We start from the raw sequence: 21,825 nt of genomic DNA, 5'->3' as shown, positions 1-21,825 counted from the left end.
TTTTCGGATGCGGAGCGAACGATATGATGCTGGATGCTTCATGCATTCTCCCTTATGAGTGGGAGGATTAAGCGTCCCTCGGGGGCGCTTATTTTATCGGGTACTGATGCTGGTGGGCATTAAGAGTCCTGTAACGTCGCTTAAAAGCTCATTTGGGGCGGAAATGCACGGATTCGGCGGATTTAGTATGCTATGGGAGACACTTAAAAAGTTAGAATGTGTGAGTGGAGAGAAATAAGCGTCCTTCGGGGGCGCTTATTTCATCGTGTACTGATGCTGGTGGGCATTAAGAGTCCTGTAACGTCGCTTAAAAGCTCATTTGGGGCGGAAATGCACGGATTCGGCGGATTTAGTATGCTATGGGAGACACTTAAAAAGTTAGAATGTGTGAGTGGAGAGAAATAAGCGTCCTTCGGGGACGCTTATTTCAGTGGTATACCGTGCTGTGCTGCTGCAACAAGAGAGCCATCACACCGACATATCAGACGGAGCAATGGCTCTTGTGTTTTACCGCTTCCGAAGCTCGAAAAATTCGCAGCTGGTGCGGGAATAGTAGGCGACGTCGCTGACGGTCGACTGGATGACGATCGTGTTGTCGTCGAAGCGGACGATGACGCCGCCGTTCTCGATCATATGATCATCCTTGAAGACGCGAAGCTTAAGCTGCTTCTCCAGCGCCTCTTGGAAATCGGCGTCCGTCATTAATCGGCGGTTGATAGACAAAGGAATGCTCCTCTCTGCAAGTTGGCCCGTCTAATACTTCTGGCTATAGTCCACGACGTTGCATTCCGGTCGGCCGGTTGCGGTGTACGCGCGCAGATTGCGAATGAACAGGTCGGCGACGCGGCCGCTGTAATGGTCGGTCTGTCCGGCGGTGTGCGGGGTAATAATGACATTGTCGAGCGCCCACAGCGGGTGGTCCTCCGGCAGCGGCTCCGGCTCCGTCACATCGAGGCCGGCTCCTGCAATAATTCCGTTCTGCAGCGCATGCACCAGATCGTCGGTAACGACCGAAGGGCCGCGGCCGATATTGACGAAGAAGGCGGAAGGCTTCATGCGTGCGAACGCATCCGCATTGAACAGCCCAGCCGTTTGCTCGGTCAGCGGCAAAATGTTGATGACATAGTCGCTTGCCGCCAGTACGTCAGGCAGTCCGCTCATGTCATACATTCGGTCGAAAGCATCCAAAGGAAGGCCTGACCGGCGGACGCCTAGCGTCGTCATGCCGAACGCCCGGGCGAGCCGCGCCAGCTCCGATCCAATCTCGCCTGCGCCGATAATGCCAATCGTCGCGCCGTGAATTTCGCCGTAGCGGCCCTTCGGATCCCACTTACGGCCGACTTGGTTGCGCACGGCAGTATGTACGTTGCGGGTCCAAGCGAGCATCATGGCGAGCGCGGTCTCCGACACCTGCTTCGGATGTACGCCGCTCGCATCCGTCAGCACGACGCCTCGCGCTGCCAGCTTGTCCAGCGGCAGTTGGTCGACGCCTGCCGACCATGCCTGCACCCAGCGAAGCTTCGACTCCGGCAGCAAGCCGTCCGTTACGATCGCGGGGCTCCAGCCGATGACTGCTTCTGCTTCGCGGAACAGCGAGCTGTCCAGCTCTTTCATTTTGCCGAAGATCACGTTCCAGCCCTCCGCCGCTTCGCGGATGCGATCCTTCTGCTCAGAGGAATAAGCGCCCATTGCAATTAACATTTTCTCACTCATATCGAAACCTCCCGGCCATATAATCGTCTAATCAGTATAACAGAAAATGGAGAGTGACACTTGGATGGAGAAAGACACTGCACCGGCAGCATCAGACAAACCAACAGAGATCGCGCAATGGATGCTGCATGAACTTCAGAATAAAGGCATTTTGCATCAATCGGAAGCGACATCCTATATCGCAAGCCACTTCGGCGAGTCGTATCTCTACGTGAATGATAACGGCAACTTGTCGATTGGCAAGGACGTGAAGAAGGCGTTCCGCAAGCTGCATAAGGGCAGGGCGGCATGGGAACGGGATGGCTTCTTCTGGGGCTGGACGTAAACGCGAGAGACATCCGCCAGGCGGGAGGGAGGAAACGAAATATGACCAAATGGATCGGATCCATTCTGCTGGCCGTTATCTTGCTGTTCTCGGCTTACAAAGCTTACGAGTGGATCTACACGTATCCCCATAAGATCGACGTGACGCTGACGGGCGTCAAATACCAATTGGGCGCCGAAGGGGAGAAGGCGGGAACAGAACCGGCAACAGTCGTAATTAAAGGAAAGGTGCACCGCAACTTCTGGAACAAGCGCAGCACGCAGGGCGAACGCACCTTCGAAGGCGAGGTCACAATCGTCGGCGAACAAATTCCGGTGCCGGAGGATCAGCGGAAGCTGGAAATTCATTTTACGGACGATGGATGGGGCGCGATGACTTACCCTCTTATTCATCATAAAGCCAATGGTGCTGTCTCGAGCATCACCTTTTACCAATCCCACTCGATATTCGCGAACAAAGATTTTTCGAAAGTGACATTGTCGCTCGTAACGCCGAATGGCATAGCCGACGGCACGCAGACGAACGGCGGCTCCAGTTGGTCAGCGGAAGACGGCTACATGATTTCCGCACCTGCGGCAAACCGTGACGATGCGCTCGCCTTGTCGAACGAACTTATGATTAAATTTTTAAACCGGCCTGGAGCGGAGACGTATACGCTTAAGTAAAGTAACATGGAATCCACCGCACCTTTCTTCCAACCGAGCTCCCGGCATCGTTACGGAGAGGAGAGAATGTCGTTGAGTCGAAAAGGATGGATCATCACGATAAGCTCGCTGATCGTTATTGCTTTGGCAGCATCCGCTATTTATTACACTTTCCCGCGCAATGTCGAGGTCCGATTAACCGGTATCAAGTACCGGCTCGGCGAAGAAGGAGCGAAGGCCGGCACGGAACAGGCGACCGTCTTCATTAAAGGGAAGTCGCGCATGACTTGGAAAGGCAAGCGGATCTTCCGGGGCGAGGTCGGCATTGTCGGCGAAGACATTCCGGTGCCGGAGGATCAGCGGCGGTTGACCATTCATTTTGACGATAAGGGCATGGGAGCGATGTCTTATGCTTACTTCGATTATGATCGTCCCGGCGGAACGGCACATCCGAGAACTTACCGCTACCATACGCTGTTTGCTAACAAAGACTACAGTGAAATCACGCTTTTGCTAATGATGCCGAGGGGCGGCAATACGGACACGAGCTCGAAATGGTGGAGCGGTGAAGACGGCTTCATGCTCTCCGCCCCAGCCAATAACCGGGAAGAGGCACTGGTTGTCTCGAATCAGCTTATGCGCAAGTACTTGAGCCAGCCGGGGCTGGAACGATTCCGGCTACAATAAACCCTCATAGACGTCAAGAAGGGGCTGTCTCCCTCGGTAGATTCGAATCTTCCCGAGGGGCAGCCCCTTCATGCTTGCTATAGCTTAGAATCGTCCGGTGGACCGGTGCGATAGGGCGGCGACGTCGTATGCCATCCGCCTATCCTATTCCTATTAAACCGAAACCGACTTGCTGTGCTCTTCTTCCAGGAAACGCTCCGCTTCCAGAGCAGCCATGCAGCCGCTGCCGGCTGCCGTAATCGCTTGGCGGTATTTCGTATCCTGCACGTCGCCGCAAGCGAATACGCCTGGAATGTTCGTCTCGGTCGTGCCCGGCTTCACGACGATATAGCCGTGATCGTCCGTCTCGATCTGACCGCCAAGGAAGCCGGTGTTCGGCGTGTGGCCAATGGCTACGAATACGCCGTCCGTCTCAATGATTTCTTCTTGGCCTGTCTCGTTGCAGCGAACTTTCAGGCCGGTAACGCCGAGGCCGCCTGCAACGACTTCGACTGGCGTATTGTTGAGCGCCCAGCTGATTTTCTCGTTGGAGCGCGCGCGGTCCTGCATGATTTTCGAAGCGCGCAGCTCGGAACGGCGGTTAACGAGTTTGACTTCCGAAGCGAAGCGCGTCAGGAAATGCGCTTCTTCCATGGCGGAGTCGCCGCCGCCGATGACGACGATTTTTTTGCCGCGGAAGAAGAAGCCGTCGCATGTCGCGCACGTGCTGACGCCGCGTCCGACGTTGTCTTGCTCGCCCGGAATGCCGAGATATTTCGCCGATGCGCCTGTCGAGATAATGATCGATTCCGCTTGCAGCTGTTGGCCGCCTTCCACGTTGACCGTGAACGGCCGGTTGCTGAAGTCGACGCTGTTCACCCAACCCGTCATGAACGTCGCGCCGAAACGCTGCGCTTGCTTGCGCATGTTCGACATGAGCTCGGAGCCGAGAATGCCTTCAGGGAAGCCAGGGAAGTTCTCGACTTCCGTCGTCGTCGTCAATTGGCCGCCCGGCTGCGGGCCTTCAATGACGAGCGGCGCCATGTTGGCGCGCGCCAGATAGATAGCAGCGGTGAGTCCAGCAGGACCGGTACCGATAATGATCGTTTTGTACATAAGAATGTCCTCCCGATGAATACAATTGAATTGTGTGCAATTGAAAATAATTTGTTCTTTAAAATTATTATAAATAAGCTCGTTTGTCAACCGCGTTTAGCCCTGCATAAGCTTCACGTGATACTGTCTTCTGCGCGGCCCGTCGAACTCGCAAAAGTATAGGCCCTGCCATGTGCCAAGCACGAGGCGGCCGTCTTCGATCAGGACGGTCTGACTAGTGCCGACGGTCATCGCCTTCAAGTGCGAAGCGGTGTTGCCTTCGGCATGGCGGTACTTCGGATGCTCCCAAGGATATACCTCGTCAAGCCTCATCAGCACATCATGCTTAACGTCGGGATCGGCGTTTTCTTGTATCGTAATGCCTGCGGTCGTATGCGGGCAATAGATGATAGCGATACCGGTGCGTACGCCGGATTGGGATACGAGGGACGAAACTTTGCGCGTGATGTCGATCATTTCATCGCGGCGCGACGTCGACAGCGTCTCGGTCATGATCATTCGTATTCGCTCCTAACTTGTCGGACTGGAGTTGGAAAGCAGCGCCATCCGTTGTCCAGTGTGGCATAGGCAGGGCGCTGGTGTCAAACGATAGCGTCCTTATTTTTAAGCCTGCTCTAAGGATTGGACCGGAAACGGTGTGCTATGATGAGTTTAGAGCAGGTCATGAGGACGGATGAATAGAGACAAGCCTCGCGCCGGGGTGCGCGGAGAAGGGGATTTGTACAAATGGCGAAAATATTAGTCGTAGACGACGACGCGAACATTCGCGAGCTGTCGAGTCTATTTCTAAGACGGGAAGGCTTCGAAGTGATTCAGGCTGTGGACGGCGAGGATGCGCTTCGTCAATTGGAATCGGTTCGGCCGGATATGGCAATTATGGATATTATGATGCCCAGACTCGATGGCTGGGCGTTATGTGAAGCGCTGCGAAGCAGCTACGGGCATGATATTCCGCTGCTCATGCTGACGGCGAAAGGCGAGACGGCTCATAAGGTAAGAGCATTCGAGCTGGGAGCGGACGATTATATGGTGAAGCCGTTCGATCCGATTGAGCTGACAGCGCGAGTGAAAGCGCTGTTGAAGCGGTACCGGATCGTTGCCTCGCAGACGGTTGAGATCGGCGAAGTGTCGCTGAACCGGACGGAATATGATGTGTTGGCGCCGGAAGGCCGCGTTAAGCTGCCGCCGAAGGAGTTCGAGCTTCTGTTCAAAATGGCCAGCTATCCGAACAAGACGTTCGCGCGGGAGCAGCTTATCGAACAAATATGGGGCGTCGACTACGAAGGGGACGAGCGGACGGTCGATGTCCATGTGAAGCGGCTGCGCGAACGGTTTCCCGAGGAGACGTCCAGATTCCGGATCGTCACGATACGCGGGCTCGGCTATCGGCTGGAGGTGACGGCCGGTTGAAGGTCCGCAGCTTATACGTCCGGCTGGTCGGCATGTTCCTCGTGGTCGTGTTGGTCAGCATTAGCGCTTCATTTCTAATTACAAGCCAGCAGTTCAGACGGGATATTAAGGTTGAAATGACGATGCAGCTGGCGAATACGGTGACGGATATCGAGCGGCTGTACAATGCGACGGCCCCGCGAGGTTTGATGAACTTCTTGTCGGAGACGGCACGGCTGACGAACGTATCGCTCGTCGGGATTAGCAGAGACGGCCAATGGTTCGGCTTCGGACAACGGTACCGTTCGATCGCCAATCAACTGGAGCCGGAGCAGGTTGCGGACGTGTTCGCGGGCTCGACCGTATCGGTCCAGATGGAAGACAACGGGACAACGGATAACAAGATGAGGATGCGTACGGTCGGTAAGCTTGCGCATTTCGGAAGGGTGGAGCTTGCCGTATTCGTAAGTCCGGACCGCGTCCCGCAAGAGCGCAGCTTTATGCGGACGTCGAATATGCTGCTTCTGACTTTGCTTATCGTAGGCAGTTTGCTATTTCTCGTCGCGGCGCATTACGTCGTTAAGCCGCTCAAACAGTTGAAGAGGGCGACAGGACGGCTGGCCAAAGGCGATTTCTCCGTGAGGGTGCCGCTTAATCGTAAGGACGAGCTCGGCGATCTGGCCGACAGCTTCAATACGATGGCTGACAGCCTCAGCCGGCTGGAGGCGATGCGCTCGGATTTCGTGTCCAGCGTATCCCACGAGCTGCAGTCTCCACTGACCTCGATCGGCGGCTTCGCCGAGGCGCTTCGCACTTCCGAAATGACGGATGAAGAACGGAATCATTATGTCGATATCATTAAGCAAGAGAGCGGCAGGCTGTCGCGGCTCAGCGACAATATGCTGCGGCTGGCATCGCTCGATTCGCGCCATCATCCTTTTCACCCGCAGCCGTTCCGTCTGGACCGCCAGCTTCGGGATAATGTGCTTGCTTGCGAGCCGCAATGGGCGGACAAAAGAATTGAGCTTGAGCTGCACCTGCACGATACAGTCATTCATGCCGATGCCGACAGCTTGAGCCAGGTATGGATCAACGTGCTTCACAATGCGATTAAGTTTACGCCGGCTGGCGGACGAATCGCCGTCGGCATGCAGGAGACGGGAGGCGGGACAGTCACCGTCCGGTTCTCCGATTCAGGCCCGGGTATTCCAGAGGATGCCCGGGGGCGGATATTCGAACGGTTCTACAAAGCCGATCCGTCACGGGACCGAAGCGCTGGAGGCAACGGGCTCGGATTGTCGATTGTGAAGCAGATCGTCTCGCGGCACGGCGGGACGGTTGAAGCGGAGCCCGGCGGCGCTGGGGGCGGCGCGGTCATTGCGGTAACGCTGCCGCTCCTTCCGCAAGAAGAGCTGGATGAGTAAGCGGGTTCATTTGGAAGGTGCTTTGCCTTCATTGTTATTTTTGAATGAGGAGTCGCATACGATGGCCAATATGGCATGGTGATGCACGATCAGAAGAAGAAGGGCGGTAGCCGATCCGATGAATGACAGACCACGGGTACGCAAAGCGATTATTCCGGCTGGCGGGTTAGGTACGCGGTTTCTGCCGGCAACGAAGGCGCAGCCCAAAGAAATGCTTCCGCTCATCGATAAGCCTGCGATTCAATATATCGTCGAGGAGGCGGTAGCCTCCGGCATCGAGAGCATTATGATCGTCAGCGGCCGTAACAAAAGAGCGATCGAGGATCATTTCGATAAGTCGGCGGAGCTGGAGACGGAGCTCGAGGAGCGCGGCAAGGAGGAACTGCTCGAGATGGTCCGGTCCATCTCGACGCTGGCGAATATTTGTTATGTCCGCCAGCGTGAGCCGCTCGGACTTGGCCACGCCGTACTCAGCGCGAAGACGTTCACGGAGAACGAACCGTTCGCTGTGCTGCTCGGTGACGATATTTTGCTGTCGGATCGACCTTGCCTGAAGCAAATGATCGATGTGCACGAGCAGTCGGGGGCATCCGTCGTTGCGGTTATGGAAGTGCCGTGGGATCAAACACATAAGTACGGAATCGTTGAGCTTGACCGCCCGGGCTATTCGAACCGGATACGCGGCATGATCGAGAAGCCGGCTCCGGGCGAAGCATCTTCCAATCTCGCGGTCGTCGGAAGATACGTCCTCGACCCGTCCATCTTCGGCTTGTTGGAGCAGGCGCAGCCCGGGAAGGGCGGCGAGATTCAATTAACGGACAGTCTCGTTAAGCTGAACCGGTTCTCGCCGATCGAAGCGTTCCCGTTCGTCGGCGTCCGCCATGATATTGGCGATAAGCTAGGCTTCGTTCAAGCGACGATCGATATGGCGCTGAAACGGCCGGACTTGGCTGACGAAGTACGGGCTTATATGCTGGAACGGTTGTCCCCTTCACATACCTGAGGGGGGTATGTTAGAATGATGGCAAACGACGACGGAACGGGGGGAGAGCCGCAGTGAACGAGGAGACGATACCGTCAGATCATGTTGTTGCGCACGACGACCACTGCTGCACGAACGAAGAGGGTTCGCCGCGCAAAAGCCATCATTCCGATAAAGTGAAGACGAGTCTGACGAACCGGCTGAGCCGGATCGAAGGGCAAGTGCGGGGTTTGAAGAACTTGATCGAGAAGGATGCTTACTGCGACGACGTGTTGAATCAGATCTCATCGGTACAATCGGCGCTGAACGGAGTCGGCAAGCTGCTGCTCGAGCACCATCTTAAGAGCTGCGTCATCGAGCGGATTCAAGAAGGCGATTCCGAAGTGATCGGCGAGCTGCTCACGACGCTGAACAAGCTGATGAAGTAGCGAGCGTACAGAGTTTGAAGCGAATGATTTTCGCAGAGAATGACAAGAGAAGTAAGGTCCCTTTCAGGCACAGGCCGCGTCCGTACGCACGGGCCGCTGGTGCCGGGAAGGGCTTTTTTGTCCCTTAGAGATGAGTAACGAACGGTGTTTTGCTCCGTTAGCGTAAAGTGTGTCGTTAGAGCGCTGAAGGGACGGCAGGAGTACCGTTAGAGTAACAAAGTGTGTCGTTAGAGCGCCGAAAGGACGACTGGAGAGCCGTTAGAGTAACAAAGTGTGTCGTTAGAGCGCTGAAGGGTCGGCAGGAGTACCGTTAGCGTAACAAGGTGTGTCGTTAGAGCGCCGAAAGGACGACTGGAGAGCCGTTAGCGTACCAAAGTGTGTCGTTAGAGTGCCGAAGGGTCGGCAGGAGCGCAGTTAGCGTAACAAAGTGTGTCGTTAGAGCGCCGATAGGGCGACTGGCGAGCCGTTAGCGTACCAAAGAGTGTCGTTACAGCGCCGATAGGGCGACTGGCGAGCCGTTAGCGTAACAAAGAGTGTCGTTACAGCGCCGATAGGGCGTCTGGCGAGCCGTTAGCGTACCAAAGTGTGTCGTTAGAGCGCCGAAAGGACGACTGGAGAGCCGTTAGCGTACCAAAGTGTGTCGTTACAGCGCCGGAAGGACGACTGGAGAGCCGTTAGCGTAACAAAGAGTGTCGTTACAGCGCCGATAGGGCGTCTGGCGAGCCGCTAGCGTACCAAAGTGTGTCGTTAGAGTGCCGGTAGGGCGTCTGGCGAGCCGTTAGCGTACCAAAGTGTGTTGTTAGAGCGCTGCCGAGACATCTGCAACACCGGTAGCTTAACGATTGAAAAGCAAAAAAATAGAAAAAAACCTATTGACTTATATAGGGTAGGGGGGTATTCTATAAACAAGAACAACAGCCACCTAATAATAGGGATTAAAGGAGAAGATAAAGATGACGACAACGAAACTTCAAGTAGCAGGTATGAGCTGCCAGCATTGCGTGCGGTCGATTGAACAAGCGCTTCAAGGTTTGGGAGGCAGCGCGGCAGTCGAGCTGGAGACGGGGATGGTCGAAGTGACGTTCGATGAAACGAGCGTAACGCTGGAGCAAGTGAAAGAAGCAATTGAAGAGCAAGGCTACGATGTAGCTTAAACCGATGCCGGGCGCAAGCCGCCGAAGGGAGAATGGACAATGGCAACGAACCATGTTGAAACGGATACTGTCTCGCTCGAGCAGACGACGCTGCAAATATCGGGCATGACTTGCGCGGCTTGCGCAAACCGGATCGAGAAAGGGCTGAATAAACTGGCGGGCGTGTCGACTGCCAGTGTGAACTTTGCGCTTGAAACAGCGCATATCGAATATGACCCTGCCGAAGTATCGCTTTCGGATATGGAGCGCAAGGTAGAGCAGCTCGGCTATAAAGCGGTATTGAAGCAAGCGGCAACGAACAGTGCTGCTCTTCATGAGGAGACGATTAAAAAGCAGCAGCTAAGGTTCCTGGTTTCGGCCCTGTTGTCGCTGCCGCTGCTATGGACGATGGTGTCGCATTTTGCCGTGCTGGATTGGATTTACTTGCCGTCTTGGCTTGAGAATCCATGGGTTCAGCTTGCGCTGGCAACCCCGGTCCAGTTCATCATCGGCGGCCCGTTCTACGTCGGCGCGTACAAAGCGCTGCGCAGCAAGAGCGCGAATATGGATGTGCTCGTGTCGCTCGGTACTTCGGCGGCTTATCTGTTCAGCTTATACGAGACGGTTAACTGGGAGCTGAACAAAGGCACCGCTCATGGACATGAAGGCATGGGCATGGCGGGACCTTCGCTGTACTTCGAGACAAGTGCGATTCTCATTACCCTCGTTATACTCGGCAAGCTGTTCGAGGTGCGGGCGAAAGGCAGAACGTCCCAGGCGATTCAATCGCTTATGAAGCTGCAGCCGAAGACGGCTGTGCTTATCATCGGCGGCGAACAGAGCGTCGTGCCGATCGAGAGCGTGAAGTCCGGCGATACGCTGCTTGTGAAGCCGGGCGAGAGCATTCCGGTTGACGGCGATGTGCTGGAAGGGCGGTCGACGGTTGATGAATCGATGCTGACGGGCGAGAGCATGCCGGTTGACAAAGGTCCGGGAGACCGCGTCATCGGCGCCACGATCAACCGCAATGGCGTATTGAAGGTACGCGCAGTCAAGGTAGGCCAAGATACGGCGCTGGCTCACATTATTAAAGTTGTAGAGGATGCCCAAAGCTCTAAAGCGCCAATCCAGCGGGTAGCTGATGTAATCTCGGGCATATTCGTCCCCATTGTAGTCGGAATTGCAATAGCTGCGGCGCTCGTATGGTATTTCTTCATTGAGCCTTCCGATACGGCGAAGGCGCTCGAAATCGCGATTGCAGTGCTCGTCATTGCTTGCCCTTGCGCGCTCGGTCTGGCGACGCCGACATCGATTATGACCGGTTCCGGCCGTGCGGCGGAATTCGGCGTTCTCTTCAAGGGCGGCGAGCATCTGGAGCAGACGCACCGGATCGATGCTGTGCTGCTCGACAAGACGGGCACGGTTACAAATGGCAAACCGGAACTGACGGATGTGCTTCCGGCTCCTGCCTGGGCAGACGGGATGAGCGGCGATGAGCCTCGCAATGCTTTGCTCCGGCTTGTCGGGGCGGCGGAGAAGCTGTCAGAGCACCCGGTCGCCGAAGCGATCGTGGAAGGCGCCGGCAAGCAAGGCATTGTGCTGCCGGAAGCGGACAGCTTCGAGGCTATCCCTGGATACGGCATTCGCGCTGCCGTTGGAGGAAGAACGATTTTCGTCGGCACGAGACGGCTCATGGAACAGGAGAACATCGATGCGGCATCGGCGGCGGATGCAATGGAGAAGCTCGAGGCACAAGGCAAGACGGCAATGCTCGTTGCGGTGGACGGCCGGTATGCCGGGATCGTCGCCGTGGCGGATACGGTGAAGGAAACGTCGCGTGCAGCGGTTTCGCGCCTGCATGCAATGGGCATACAAGTAATGATGGTTACAGGTGACAACGAGAGGACTGCCCGTGCGATTGCAGAGCAGGCTGGCATCGAGCATGTGCTTGCTGAGGTGCTGCCGGAACGCAAGGCGGCAGAGGTGAAGCGTCTGCAGCAGCAGGGTTTAAAAGTTGCGATGGTCGGAGACGGCATTAACGATGCGCCTGCTCTGGCAGCGGCGGATGTCGGCATCGCGGTTGGCACGGGAACGGACATTGCGGTGGAGACGTCGGACGTGACGCTGATGCGCGGCGATCTGAACGGTATCGCGGATGCAATCTATATGAGCCGGGCAACGATGCGGAACATTAAGCAGAACTTGTTCTGGGCGCTCGCTTATAATGCGCTGGGCATCCCGATTGCAGCCATTGGCTTATTGGCGCCATGGGTAGCGGGCGCGGCGATGGCCGCTAGCTCGGTGTCTGTCGTGCTCAATGCGCTTCGTCTGCAGCGGCTTCAGATTAACCGGCCATCATGATCTGAATCGGCAGGAGTGATATAGGTTCGATGAAACGGTTAGCGGTTATTTTGTTAATTACCGTACTCGCAGCGGGCGCTGTGACGCTCGTATACGAGAATAGAAAGACGGAGACGACCGAGACGACAGCTGGGAAGACGGATGAGCCTACGGAGCATAGCGCCACGGAACACGGAGCATCAACGGAAGCTGCGGATGACGGAGGCACTCATCGCCACATGAACGAATCGAACAGCGAAGGGGACCATGCCGGTATGGAAGGTATGGAAGGCATGGATATGGAGGAGGATGCCGGTTTTCAGGCGGTGCTCGCGGCAGCGGGCGACGGTCTGAAAGCAGGCCAGGATTCGGAGCTTACGATTCGTATTCAAGACGATGACGGCGCGCCGGTGACGAAGTTCGCGATCAGTCATGAGAAGCTGCTTCATCTGATTATCGTCAGCGAGGATTTGCGTGATTTCCGCCATATTCATCCGGGCTATGACGGCTCCGGCGTATTCCGGGTCATGACGCAGTTCGCATCCGGCGGCAGGTACAAGTGGTTCGCTGATTTCGTGCCGACCGGGAGCTCAAGCGTCACGCGCAGCGGCTGGCTGACGGTGGACGGCAAGCCTGTCTATGACGCTCCGGCTCTTCAAGCGGACAGCAGCCTTATCCATCAAGTAGAAGGCACGCAGGTCGAGTTGGTGATGGGAAAAGCAGCGGCAGGCCAAGAGGCGGAGCTCACATTCCGGTTCCGCGATGCGGCAAGCGGCAAGGAAGCATCCGGCATGCAGAATTACTTGGGTGCAGCGGGTCATGTTGTCATCGTGTCGTCGGATATGGAGCAATACCTTCACGTTCATCCGGCCGATTCTCAGCAGACAGCAGGGCCGGAGGCGAAATTCAGCACCACTTTCCCAGTGGACGGCCTGTATAAAATATGGGGGCAGTTCCAGCGCGACGGGCGTGTCTTGACCGTACCGTTCGTCGTGAAGATCGGCTGAGGTTCGAAACCGGAGACAACTCGCGTATAATAGAATTCAGCGGTACAGGAGCAGGAGAACGAAGGAGGCGGAAGAAATGACGGTACAACAAACAACGCTTAAAGTGTCGGGGATGTCGTGCGGCCATTGCGTCAAAGCAGTAGAGGATGCGCTGCGTCCGATTGGCGCGCAAGGCAAAGTCAGCTTGGAGCAAGGTCGTGTCGACGTAACGTATGACGACAGCCGCCTGTCGCTCCAGCAAATCCGAGAAGCGATTGAGGAACAAGGCTACGATGTAACGAATTGACCGTTGGAACAAATGGCATGGAGCGTCATTCAGTAAGTTATGTGTAACATAACATCAACAGCCGCAACGTGGTCTACGGACCTCGGAGCGGCTGTTTGTTCTTTTTAAACCAGCATTAAGGTACGTACAAGTGCAGCCATGTGTTATACTCGGAACAGACAACTTACTGAATGAGGTGCGGAATGAAGGACCAGTCGGTTCCTAAATATATACAGTTGAAGCAAGAAATTTTGACCTGGATCGTAACGGCTCAATTCAAGCCGCATGACAGGCTTCCTTCGGAGAACGAAATCGCCCGTCGATCCGAAATGAGCCGCCAGACAGTCCGGCAGGCGCTTGGCGATTTGGAGCAAGAAGGTTGGTTATACCGGACGCAAGGCAAAGGAACGTTCGTTGCCGATATGCAGGCCGCTGAGCGCAAACCGGCACCGCAGGGGATGACGATCGGGATGATTACGACTTACATATCGGATTACATTTTTCCAACGATCGTACGAGGGGTTGAGGCATCGCTGCGAGAGCATAGCGCCCGGCTTCTGCTCTCCAGCACGGATAACGAGAAGTCGCGGGAACGCGGCAGTCTCGAGTCGATGCTGCACGAACCGCTTGCCGGACTTATTATTGAGCCGACGAAAAGCGCGGAAGGGAATCCGAACTTCGATTTTTTCCTCGCTCTCGATGCGCGCCAAATTCCGTATGTCATGCTCAATGAACGGTATTCCGACGTCGATGCGCCGTGTCTAAGAGTGGATGACGAGTTGGGCGGGTACCGTGCGGTCGAGTATTTGCTACGTCACGGCCACCGGCGAATTGCCGGGTTCTTCAAGACAGACGATTACCAAGGGGTTCACCGGATGCGTGGGTTTCTGCGGGCGTTCCGGGAGCGCAAGCAGCCGGTGGCAGCTGATTGGGTCATCCGTTATTCGACGGAAGAGAAGGGGAACCGTCCGCTGGAAGCGCTCGACCGTATGCTGGACCGCGGACCGGAGGAACGGCCGACCGCGATCGTATGCTACAACGATGAGCTTGCGGTAAGCTTGCTCAATATTGTGCGGCAGCGGGGGCTGTCTGTTCCGGACGACCTATCGATTATCGGCTATGACGACTCGAGCTTGGCGGTTGCGACCGAGGTGAAGCTGACGACGTTTGTCCACCCGAAGACAACGATGGGCACGGATGCAGTCGAGTTGCTAATGAAGCTGATCGGCAAGCGGGCTCCCCGCTCAGCGCAGCACGATATCGTATATGAACCGGTGCTGATCGAGAGGGAGTCTGTCAAACCGCTCGCTTAGTCATGCAATGCAGCGGCAGACGGGAACGTGGACGCAGTTGAACGGCGGCAGCAAGCAGTGAACAGTGAACAGTGAACAGGGTGATTTGAGCAAGAAATGTCCAAGGAGCATCCGGATATAAGCAAGGTGTCAACGGTTCACAGGAGAGAGGGCAAGGACGACGAAATCGGCCTTGCCCTCTTCGATTTATCGGTAACGCCGGCCGAAAAAAAACGTGACATACTTGTACGTACAACCTATAATAAAACCATAGAAATCATTCATGCATGTCCGTATAAGTTAGGAGGCGCTGCATTCATGTTGGAAGCATTGAAAGAGGCCGTATGCGAAGCGAATATCGAGCTTACGAAATACGGATTAGTTACGTTTACTTGGGGCAACGTGAGCGGCATCGACCGTGAGCGCGGACTTGTCGTCATTAAGCCAAGCGGCGTTCCGTATTCGGAAATGAAGCCGGAGCATATGGTCGTCGTCGACTTGAACGGCAATGTCGTAGAAGGCAATCTTCGCCCTTCATCCGATACGCCGACGCACATCGTGCTGTACAAAGCTTTCGAATCGATCGGAGGCGTCGTGCATACCCATTCTCCTTGGGCGACCAGTTGGGCTCAAGCGGGCCGTTCGCTGCCGGCGCTCGGAACGACGCACGGCGATTATTTTTACGGAGAAGTACCTTGCACGCGTTCGATGACGCAATCGGAGATCCAAGGCGCCTATGAGCATGAGACGGGTGTTGTAATCGTAGAAACGTTCGAGCAGGCTGGCATTGATCCGTCGCGGGTTCCTTCGGTGCTCGTTCATAGCCATGCGCCGTTCAGCTGGGGCAAAGATCCGCACGATGCGGTTCACAACGCGGTCGTACTCGAGGAATGCGCTAAGATGGCGCTTAACACGTATGCGCTCAATCCGAATGTACAGCCCATGGATCAGAATTTGCTGGACCGCCATTACTTGCGCAAGCATGGCGTTAATGCCTACTACGGCCAGAAATAAACCGCAACCATTTGGTAGAAAAGGAGCTTAGGCGATGAGCACAAAATACGCAATCGGCGTCGACTACGGAACGCAGTCCGGCCGTGCCGTCCTGGTAAATCTGTCGAACGGCCATGAAGTCGCGGAGCATGTTACGCCTTACCGGCATCATGTTATTGACGAACAGCTGCCTGGAACTGGCATTAAACTGGAACACGATTGGGCGCTGCAGCATCCGGCCGACTATATCGAAGTGCTGGAGACTTCGGTCCCTGCTGTCATGAAGGAAGCGGGCGTAAGTCCTGCTGACGTTATCGGTCTTGGCATCGACTTCACGGCATGCACGATGCTGCCGATCGATGCGGAAGGGACGCCGTTGTGCTTCAAGGAAGAACTGAAAGACAATCCGCACAGCTGGCTGAAGCTGTGGAAGCATCATGCGGCGCAGGATGAAGCGAACCGTATTAACGAAATCGCGGCTGCTCGCGGCGAACGATTCTTGCCTCGTTACGGCGGCAAAATTTCGTCCGAATGGATGCTGGCGAAGGTTTGGCAAATATTGAACGAGGCGCCGGACATTTATGAGCTTGCCGATCAATTCGTCGAAGCGACGGATTGGGTCGTTGGCGAGATGACGGGCAATATCGTACGGAACAGCTGCACGGCCGGCTACAAAGCGATTTGGCACAAGCAAGAAGGCTATCCGAGCCAAGCGTTCTTGAAAGCGCTTGACCCGCGTCTCGAACAATTGGCGGAGACGAAGCTGCGCGGAGACGTTGTCGCGCTCGGCACGAAAGCCGGCGAGTTGACGGCGGACATGGCAGCACGTATGGGACTGGCGGCTGGCACAGCTATTGCGGTCGGCAACGTGGACGCGCATGCAGCAGTACCTGGCGTTGGTGTGGTAGAACCGGGTAAGCTGGTCATGGCGATGGGCACATCGATCTGCCATATGCTGCTTGGCACGGAGGAGAAGGAAGTCGAGGGCATGTGCGGCGTCGTCGAGGACGGCATCATTCCGGGATATTTCGGCTATGAGGCGGGCCAATCGGCGGTCGGCGATATTTTTGAATGGTATGTGGAAGAAGCGGTGCCGGCATATGTGAAGGAGCAGGCGGATAAGGAAGGCGTCAACATCCATGTCTATTTGGAGCGCATGGCCTCTGAGCTAGGCGTCGGTGAATCCGGACTCGTGGCGCTCGACTGGTGGAACGGCAACCGTTCCGTTCTCGTCGATACCGACTTGACCGGCACGATCGTCGGCTTGACGCTGCTGACGAAGCCTTGGGAAATCTACCGTGCGCTGCTCGAAGCAACGGCGTTCGGCACGCGTAAGATCGTCGACGCATTCCACAGCAACGGCGTAGAAGTAAATGAGCTTTATGCGTGCGGCGGCTTGCCGCAAAAGAACCGTCTGCTCATGCAAATCTATGCCGACGTGACGAACCGCGAGATCAAAGTGGCAGCTTCCAAGCAGACGCCAGCGCTCGGAGCGGCGATGTTCGGTGCGGTTGCTGCAGGCGCGGCTAACGGCGGCTATGACAGCATCGTCGAAGCGGCACAGAAGATGGCGCGCGTGCGCGAGGAATCGTTCAAGCCGATTCCGGCTAACGTGGCGGTGTACGAGAAGCTGTACGCCGAGTATAACGCGCTGCATGACTATTTCGGCCGCGGCGCGAACGATGTAATGAAACGTTTGAAAGCAATTAAGGAAGAGGCTGCGGCTTCGTCGCACTAATTCATTAGATTAAGGCCTCCTGCAGGTGCGCAATTTGCGCTTGCGGGAGGCCTCTTGCGTTTAAGTAGTACTGGAGGCTTGTTTTAACGACACAAATCGTGTCGATAGAGAGCCGGGAAGTGGCAGTAACGACACAAACCGTGTCGTTAAAGTGCTGGAGAGCGTCGAGTGAGAGCGCCGCTAGAGTAACCGCTATGGTTCAAGTAGTATAGGAAGATGTCCCCAATCGGCTTCCTACGCATTTTTCCTGACAGCAGACACACTATTTGGTTAGAAAAATTAGAGAATCTTAGGTTGGATAATACGCATGTATTCATATAAAATGTAGGTTGACAGATTTGCACCGGCACGCAGCTGGCACATAGATAGATAAATAGATTTTGCTTAACGTAGGAGATGGGTTTGGTGTATTGTACGTACTGCGGCAAATTGAATCATCAGCAGGACGGCAGGTTTTGCAGTTATTGCGGCAAGCCGCTCGTGCTTGAAGATAAATGGGAAGAGCAATCGGAGCAAGAGACAGCCGCTTCGGCCAACTCAGCTATTTCGGCGGAGGGTGAAAACCGGGTATCCGGCGAGCAGGCCATGGAATCGTTGTCTGATCGGACGTGGGACACGGAAGAATTTGAAATAACCCGGGTGTGGAAAGTTTCGGATTTGCATGAGGCGAATGCAGCGGCAGCATCTGGTGCTCCGCATGAGCATCAGCATGAGGCATATGCACAGACCGACTTCGAAGAGGGAGAGGCAGCAGAGGCAGAGGACCAACTGACCAGTCCGGCACATCAAGCGGCGCGCAAACCAAAGGGCATTAGCGCTTATGTATGGCTTGTGCCGCTCATACTGGCTCTGCTGGTCGGAGCTTTGTTATATGGGTATTACTCATTCGAGAAGCTTAAGAACGACCGCGTCGAAGGCTTGCATGAGGAGGCGAAGCGGCAAGCGCTGCTGGGCAGCTACGACAAGGCTGCCAATCTGCTCGAACAAGCGATCAAATCGCGGCCGAAATTTGAGGCGCTTCAAGCTGACCGTGCGATTGTGCGGGAGGCAGCGGAATTGAAGGCTAAATTGGCGGAAGCGGCGGATCAGCTCGGGAAGCAGCATCTAGAGGACGCGGGCAAATTGTTGAATGAGTCGCAGGGGCAGCTGGATCAGCATACGGAACCGCTATTCGAGCCTCTTCATGCAGGCTTGCAAGAGCAGCGGACCCGGCTTACGGTCATGTCGATCCAGTCGGAACTGGACGGGCTTACAACCGTATCGGAGCTTGCGGACAAGCTGCGAGTCGCGGATGGGTTGAACAGCGAAGAAGCCGAAGCGGTCCATGATCAAATCGTAGGAAGAATCGTCCATGTCGCGCTGGCGGAGTCGGAGCGGCTTCTTGCGAAGAAAGATTATACCGATGCGACGGCCGTCGTCGAAGAAGGCTTGGAGTATGCAGCCGACAATGAGGAATTGCAGGCGATGAAAACGCATATCGACAAGGAGAAGAAAACGTACGAGGCTGCGGAGCAGAGCCGGATTGAGCATGCGATGCAGAAGGCGGCGGAGGAAGATCTGAAGAACCGGACTGCAGCTGTACAAGCGGGCACACTTAACACGACGCTGGACGAGTTCGGCGATCTTCATGTTCATATCGAGCTGCTGAATGTGGCCACCAAGACGATCTATTCCGTCTATGCGGAGTATACGCTGCTGGATCAGGACGGCAGCACGATTGGTACGGGTACAGCCTATGCGACGCCGGACAGTGTAGAGCCGGGAGATACGGCGGTAATCGATGATATTTATTACGGTGCATATAAGAAAGCAACAGTCCGGGTGGATAAAGCCGGTTGGTATTTGGATTAGGAGTGGACATGCAATGAGAAAAGAAGGGTGGATTTGCCTCATCGCCAGCCTTGTCGTGTTGTGCGCAGGCGCGGCAGGCGCGCTGCAGATCGACAGCAAAGCGGCGGCGTCCCTGAAGGGCCAGCCGCTGCTGGCGATGCCGGCTGAAGCTTCCGGGCCGGAGCCGGTCTTGGCGGACCGGCCGCTGAAGGATATTATTTTCGCCACACAGAAGCTGGTCGTTATGCTGGAGACGGAGGATGGCTCGCTCGGGTCGGGATTTCTGTACAATGACCGGGGCGATTTGATTACGAACGGTCATGTCGTCGTCGGCGCCAACCACGTTAGAGTGAAAACATCGGACGCCCGCGAGCTGGACGGCACCGTCATCGGAATCAGTCCGGATATCGACGTAGCCGTCGTTCGGGTCCCAGAGCTGGCCGGTACGCAGCCGCTTCCGCTGGACAGCAAGAAGAGAGGCGAGCTGGGCGACGAAGTGCTTGCTATCGGAAGTCCGTTAGGTTATCAGAATACAGTGACAACGGGCATCATTAGCGGCGTAGGACGGGAACTCGATATCGAGCCGTACGCGTATAAGGATATGTACCAAATCTCGGCCCCTATCGCGCCAGGCAACAGCGGAGGACCGCTTGTCGACCGGGAGACGGGGGCGGTAATCGGCATTAACTCAGCCGGGGCGGAGCAGGGCTCGATCGGCTTCAGCATCCCGCTGGACCAAGTGATGGCGCTCGCCGAGGGCTGGTCGGATTCGCCGATGGAGCAGCTGCCGGATACGGCGATGGATTCGGATACGTTCGAAGAAGGCGGCGTGGGCGATGTATCGTTCGAGGATATGGCCAGCTATCTCGTCACTCATTTCTACGACAGCTTGAACAGCGGCGATTATGTATATGCGTATTCATTGATCGGAAGCACATGGTTGACGGGTACGACGTATGAGCAATTCCGCGCAGGATACATTTCGACGAAAAATGTGGCCATCGACCATGTCGATGTCAAAGTAACCGAAGAAGATCATGCGGAAGTGACGGCGTTCATTACGGCGGAGGAGCGCGCGGACGGAAAGCAGCGTACCAGCAAGTATAAGGTCGTCTATACGGTTGGTTATGAGAACGACCAATTGAAGCTGCTTAGCGGCAAAGGCGAAGAAATCAAATCCTAAAAAACAAAACCTCCTAGTTCGCGGGCGCTGACTAGGAGGTTTTGTTATGTTCGTTAGCGGGAAATAAGACGCAAGTCCGAGACGAGCTCTTCAATCGAGCGGTTGAGCCGGTCAATCAGTTCATCCGCCAGCGTGAATGCTGCGGCATGGTCTTGGCTGCGCACTACTTGGTTGTCTGTCGCGTAGATCGGGCTAATAAAGTTCCGCGCGCCGATTGCAGACAGCACAGGCTTAAGCGAGTAATCGATGGACAGCAGATGTGCGATCGTGCCGCCGATAAAGACAGGTGCCACGATTTTGTCCACGAGTCCTTTCTGCGGAAGCAGATCGAGGTAGGTCTTCAGAATGCCGCTGTACGACGCTTTGTAGACCGGGCTGGCGATGACGACCGCATCCGCCGATTCGACGAGCGCATTGGCTTCGGCGATGGCAGGGCTGTCCCAACGGGCGAGAATCAAGTCCTCTGCGGGAAGGGATGTGACCGAGATCGTGTCGGTATCGATACCGCGGTTAACGAGCTCTTGGTGAAAATAGTCCGTAATTCCGTTCAGACGGGACGAGGGATTCGGAGTAGCAATAATAAATACGACCTTAGACACCGTTGTTCAACTCCTTAAATGGACGGAATACACCGAATAAGATGAGGTTGTCATGGTTGGATTTCAGTTAATTCCGATGGAAATTATATGAATAAGTTCACTATATCATGGGTCATTGGGCTGGTCAACGACTAATCCAGGAAGACCATGCGGATACAGTGAAAACTCCCCATACCCTAATAATCATCGGCATGGGGAGTTCGCTTTAACCGTGAAACTATACTTGTCGTTAGTCGCTGTTCTCGTAATCGTCCGCTATAATGACGCTCCGGTCTCCCTCATATTGAATTTCCGGTACGCCGTTGTATATGACTTCGTCCTCGTCGCGCAGCGGCGGCCGGAATTGCAGCTCAAGCTCGACAGAGTCGCCGCGCTGCAATGGAGCGTTCACCAGAGTGGACGGAATCGGCCGTCCGTTCAGAATAAGCGTGTACGTTATGCCGTCTGTAATCGGAATGCCTCCAACCGATGTAATCTGGCCGTTGAAGTTGATCGTTACTGCACCGGTACTCCGCAGCGCTTGAGCGATCGTCATTCCTTGAAAGAAAGGAATGGTATACGCCTGCGTGACGTTCGGGAACACCCGGCCTCCGTTGATCAGTACCGTTACTGCATTCGGTATCGGTATTGGCCCCGGTCCCGGCGGTATCGGCACTGGAATTGGGATCGGTATCGGTATAGGCCCCGGCGGGAAAGGCGGTCTAGGCGGCGGGAACGGCCCCGGCGGGAACGGCGGTCTAGGCGGCGGGAACGGTCCA

General features: G+C 55.6%; 22 protein-coding genes. 16 read left to right on the top strand and 6 right to left on the bottom strand.

Annotated features, from left to right (window positions below; genetic code table 11):
* Positions 1 to 507: 507 nt before the first annotated feature.
* Positions 508 to 723 (bottom strand): hypothetical protein, encoded by a 216-nt coding sequence (locus PKO01S_RS19565; RefSeq protein ID WP_127533130.1) that lies wholly within the window; start codon positions 721 to 723, stop codon positions 508 to 510.
* 30 nt (positions 724 to 753) lie between these two features.
* Positions 754 to 1,713 carry a D-2-hydroxyacid dehydrogenase gene (locus tag PKO01S_RS19560; RefSeq protein WP_127533129.1) on the bottom strand — a complete coding sequence of 320 codons (960 nt, stop codon included), beginning with the start codon at positions 1,711 to 1,713 and terminating at the stop codon, positions 754 to 756.
* 64 nt (positions 1,714 to 1,777) lie between these two features.
* On the opposite strand from PKO01S_RS19560, the gene PKO01S_RS19555 reads away from it, so the two are divergent.
* The 3 genes from PKO01S_RS19555 (at position 1,778) to PKO01S_RS19545 (ending at position 3,369) form a co-directional block, all read left to right on the top strand.
* Positions 1,778 to 2,038: a DUF6953 family protein gene (locus tag PKO01S_RS19555; RefSeq protein ID WP_127533128.1), complete on the top strand. Its 261-nt coding sequence runs from the start codon at positions 1,778 to 1,780 to the stop codon at positions 2,036 to 2,038.
* A 41-nt stretch (positions 2,039 to 2,079) separates the two neighbouring features.
* Complete coding sequence (locus PKO01S_RS19550) at positions 2,080 to 2,703, top strand: hypothetical protein (RefSeq protein WP_127533127.1); 624 nt, start codon at positions 2,080 to 2,082, stop codon at positions 2,701 to 2,703.
* A 72-nt stretch (positions 2,704 to 2,775) separates the two neighbouring features.
* Positions 2,776 to 3,369 (top strand): hypothetical protein, encoded by a 594-nt coding sequence (locus PKO01S_RS19545; protein ID WP_127533126.1) that lies wholly within the window; start codon positions 2,776 to 2,778, stop codon positions 3,367 to 3,369.
* Between the two features lie 153 nt (positions 3,370 to 3,522).
* On the opposite strand, the gene trxB is transcribed toward PKO01S_RS19545, so the two are convergent.
* Positions 3,523 to 4,464, bottom strand: coding sequence for a thioredoxin-disulfide reductase (trxB, locus tag PKO01S_RS19540; RefSeq protein ID WP_127533125.1), 942 nt, complete (start codon positions 4,462 to 4,464; stop codon positions 3,523 to 3,525).
* A 96-nt stretch (positions 4,465 to 4,560) separates the two neighbouring features.
* The gene (locus tag PKO01S_RS19535; protein ID WP_127533124.1) at positions 4,561 to 4,962 is read right to left on the bottom strand and encodes a secondary thiamine-phosphate synthase enzyme YjbQ; all 402 of its coding nucleotides are present in this window, start codon (positions 4,960 to 4,962) and stop codon (positions 4,561 to 4,563) included.
* 228 nt (positions 4,963 to 5,190) lie between these two features.
* Between PKO01S_RS19535 and PKO01S_RS19530 the strand changes: the two genes are divergently transcribed.
* The 13 genes from PKO01S_RS19530 (at position 5,191) to PKO01S_RS19475 (ending at position 20,468) form a co-directional block, all read left to right on the top strand.
* On the top strand, positions 5,191 to 5,874 hold the full coding sequence (locus PKO01S_RS19530) for a response regulator transcription factor (protein ID WP_127533123.1): 684 nt from the start codon (positions 5,191 to 5,193) through the stop codon (positions 5,872 to 5,874).
* A complete protein-coding gene (locus tag PKO01S_RS19525; protein ID WP_127533122.1) occupies positions 5,871 to 7,277 on the top strand; it encodes a sensor histidine kinase in 1,407 nt (468 codons plus the stop codon). Before PKO01S_RS19530 ends, PKO01S_RS19525 begins: the two co-directional genes overlap by 4 nt.
* A gap of 118 nt (positions 7,278 to 7,395) precedes the next feature.
* On the top strand, positions 7,396 to 8,280 hold the full coding sequence (gene galU, locus PKO01S_RS19520; RefSeq protein WP_127533121.1) for a UTP--glucose-1-phosphate uridylyltransferase GalU: 885 nt from the start codon (positions 7,396 to 7,398) through the stop codon (positions 8,278 to 8,280).
* A gap of 53 nt (positions 8,281 to 8,333) precedes the next feature.
* Positions 8,334 to 8,687 (top strand): metal-sensitive transcriptional regulator, encoded by a 354-nt coding sequence (locus tag PKO01S_RS19515; RefSeq protein ID WP_281278938.1) that lies wholly within the window; start codon positions 8,334 to 8,336, stop codon positions 8,685 to 8,687.
* A gap of 953 nt (positions 8,688 to 9,640) precedes the next feature.
* Positions 9,641 to 9,841 (top strand): copper ion binding protein, encoded by a 201-nt coding sequence (locus PKO01S_RS29420; protein WP_246070645.1) that lies wholly within the window; start codon positions 9,641 to 9,643, stop codon positions 9,839 to 9,841.
* 39 nt (positions 9,842 to 9,880) lie between these two features.
* Positions 9,881 to 12,181, top strand: a complete 2,301-nt coding sequence (locus PKO01S_RS19510; protein ID WP_246070644.1) for a heavy metal translocating P-type ATPase — start codon at positions 9,881 to 9,883, stop codon at positions 12,179 to 12,181.
* Between the two features lie 29 nt (positions 12,182 to 12,210).
* Positions 12,211 to 13,167, top strand: coding sequence for a hypothetical protein (locus PKO01S_RS19505; protein ID WP_246070643.1), 957 nt, complete (start codon positions 12,211 to 12,213; stop codon positions 13,165 to 13,167).
* A gap of 76 nt (positions 13,168 to 13,243) precedes the next feature.
* Positions 13,244 to 13,453, top strand: coding sequence for a cation transporter (locus PKO01S_RS19500; protein WP_127533120.1), 210 nt, complete (start codon positions 13,244 to 13,246; stop codon positions 13,451 to 13,453).
* 182 nt (positions 13,454 to 13,635) lie between these two features.
* Positions 13,636 to 14,745 carry a GntR family transcriptional regulator gene (locus PKO01S_RS19495; RefSeq protein WP_127533119.1) on the top strand — a complete coding sequence of 370 codons (1,110 nt, stop codon included), beginning with the start codon at positions 13,636 to 13,638 and terminating at the stop codon, positions 14,743 to 14,745.
* 297 nt (positions 14,746 to 15,042) lie between these two features.
* Positions 15,043 to 15,738: an L-ribulose-5-phosphate 4-epimerase gene (gene araD, locus PKO01S_RS19490; protein WP_127533118.1), complete on the top strand. Its 696-nt coding sequence runs from the start codon at positions 15,043 to 15,045 to the stop codon at positions 15,736 to 15,738.
* Positions 15,739 to 15,772: 34 nt separating this feature from the next.
* Positions 15,773 to 17,455, top strand: a complete 1,683-nt coding sequence (locus PKO01S_RS19485) for a ribulokinase (protein ID WP_127533117.1) — start codon at positions 15,773 to 15,775, stop codon at positions 17,453 to 17,455.
* 405 nt (positions 17,456 to 17,860) lie between these two features.
* Positions 17,861 to 19,306: an FxLYD domain-containing protein gene (locus tag PKO01S_RS19480; RefSeq protein WP_127533116.1), complete on the top strand. Its 1,446-nt coding sequence runs from the start codon at positions 17,861 to 17,863 to the stop codon at positions 19,304 to 19,306.
* A 13-nt stretch (positions 19,307 to 19,319) separates the two neighbouring features.
* Positions 19,320 to 20,468 (top strand): S1C family serine protease, encoded by a 1,149-nt coding sequence (locus tag PKO01S_RS19475; protein ID WP_127533115.1) that lies wholly within the window; start codon positions 19,320 to 19,322, stop codon positions 20,466 to 20,468.
* Between the two features lie 53 nt (positions 20,469 to 20,521).
* Here the strand turns inward: PKO01S_RS19475 and ssuE are convergent, their stop codons facing one another.
* Positions 20,522 to 21,067 carry an NADPH-dependent FMN reductase gene (gene ssuE, locus PKO01S_RS19470; protein WP_127533114.1) on the bottom strand — a complete coding sequence of 182 codons (546 nt, stop codon included), beginning with the start codon at positions 21,065 to 21,067 and terminating at the stop codon, positions 20,522 to 20,524.
* Between the two features lie 229 nt (positions 21,068 to 21,296).
* A partial coding sequence (locus tag PKO01S_RS19465) for a hypothetical protein (RefSeq protein ID WP_176587506.1) occupies positions 21,297 to 21,825 on the bottom strand: 529 nt, incomplete at its 5' end.

This window comes from Paenibacillus kobensis NBRC 15729 (assembly GCF_004000825.1).
In the GTDB taxonomy this organism is placed as follows: Bacteria; Bacillota; Bacilli; order Paenibacillales; family Paenibacillaceae; genus Paenibacillus_T; species Paenibacillus_T kobensis.
Note: the sequence above shows the minus strand (reverse complement) of the source record. Positions and strands in the feature narration are given on the sequence as shown.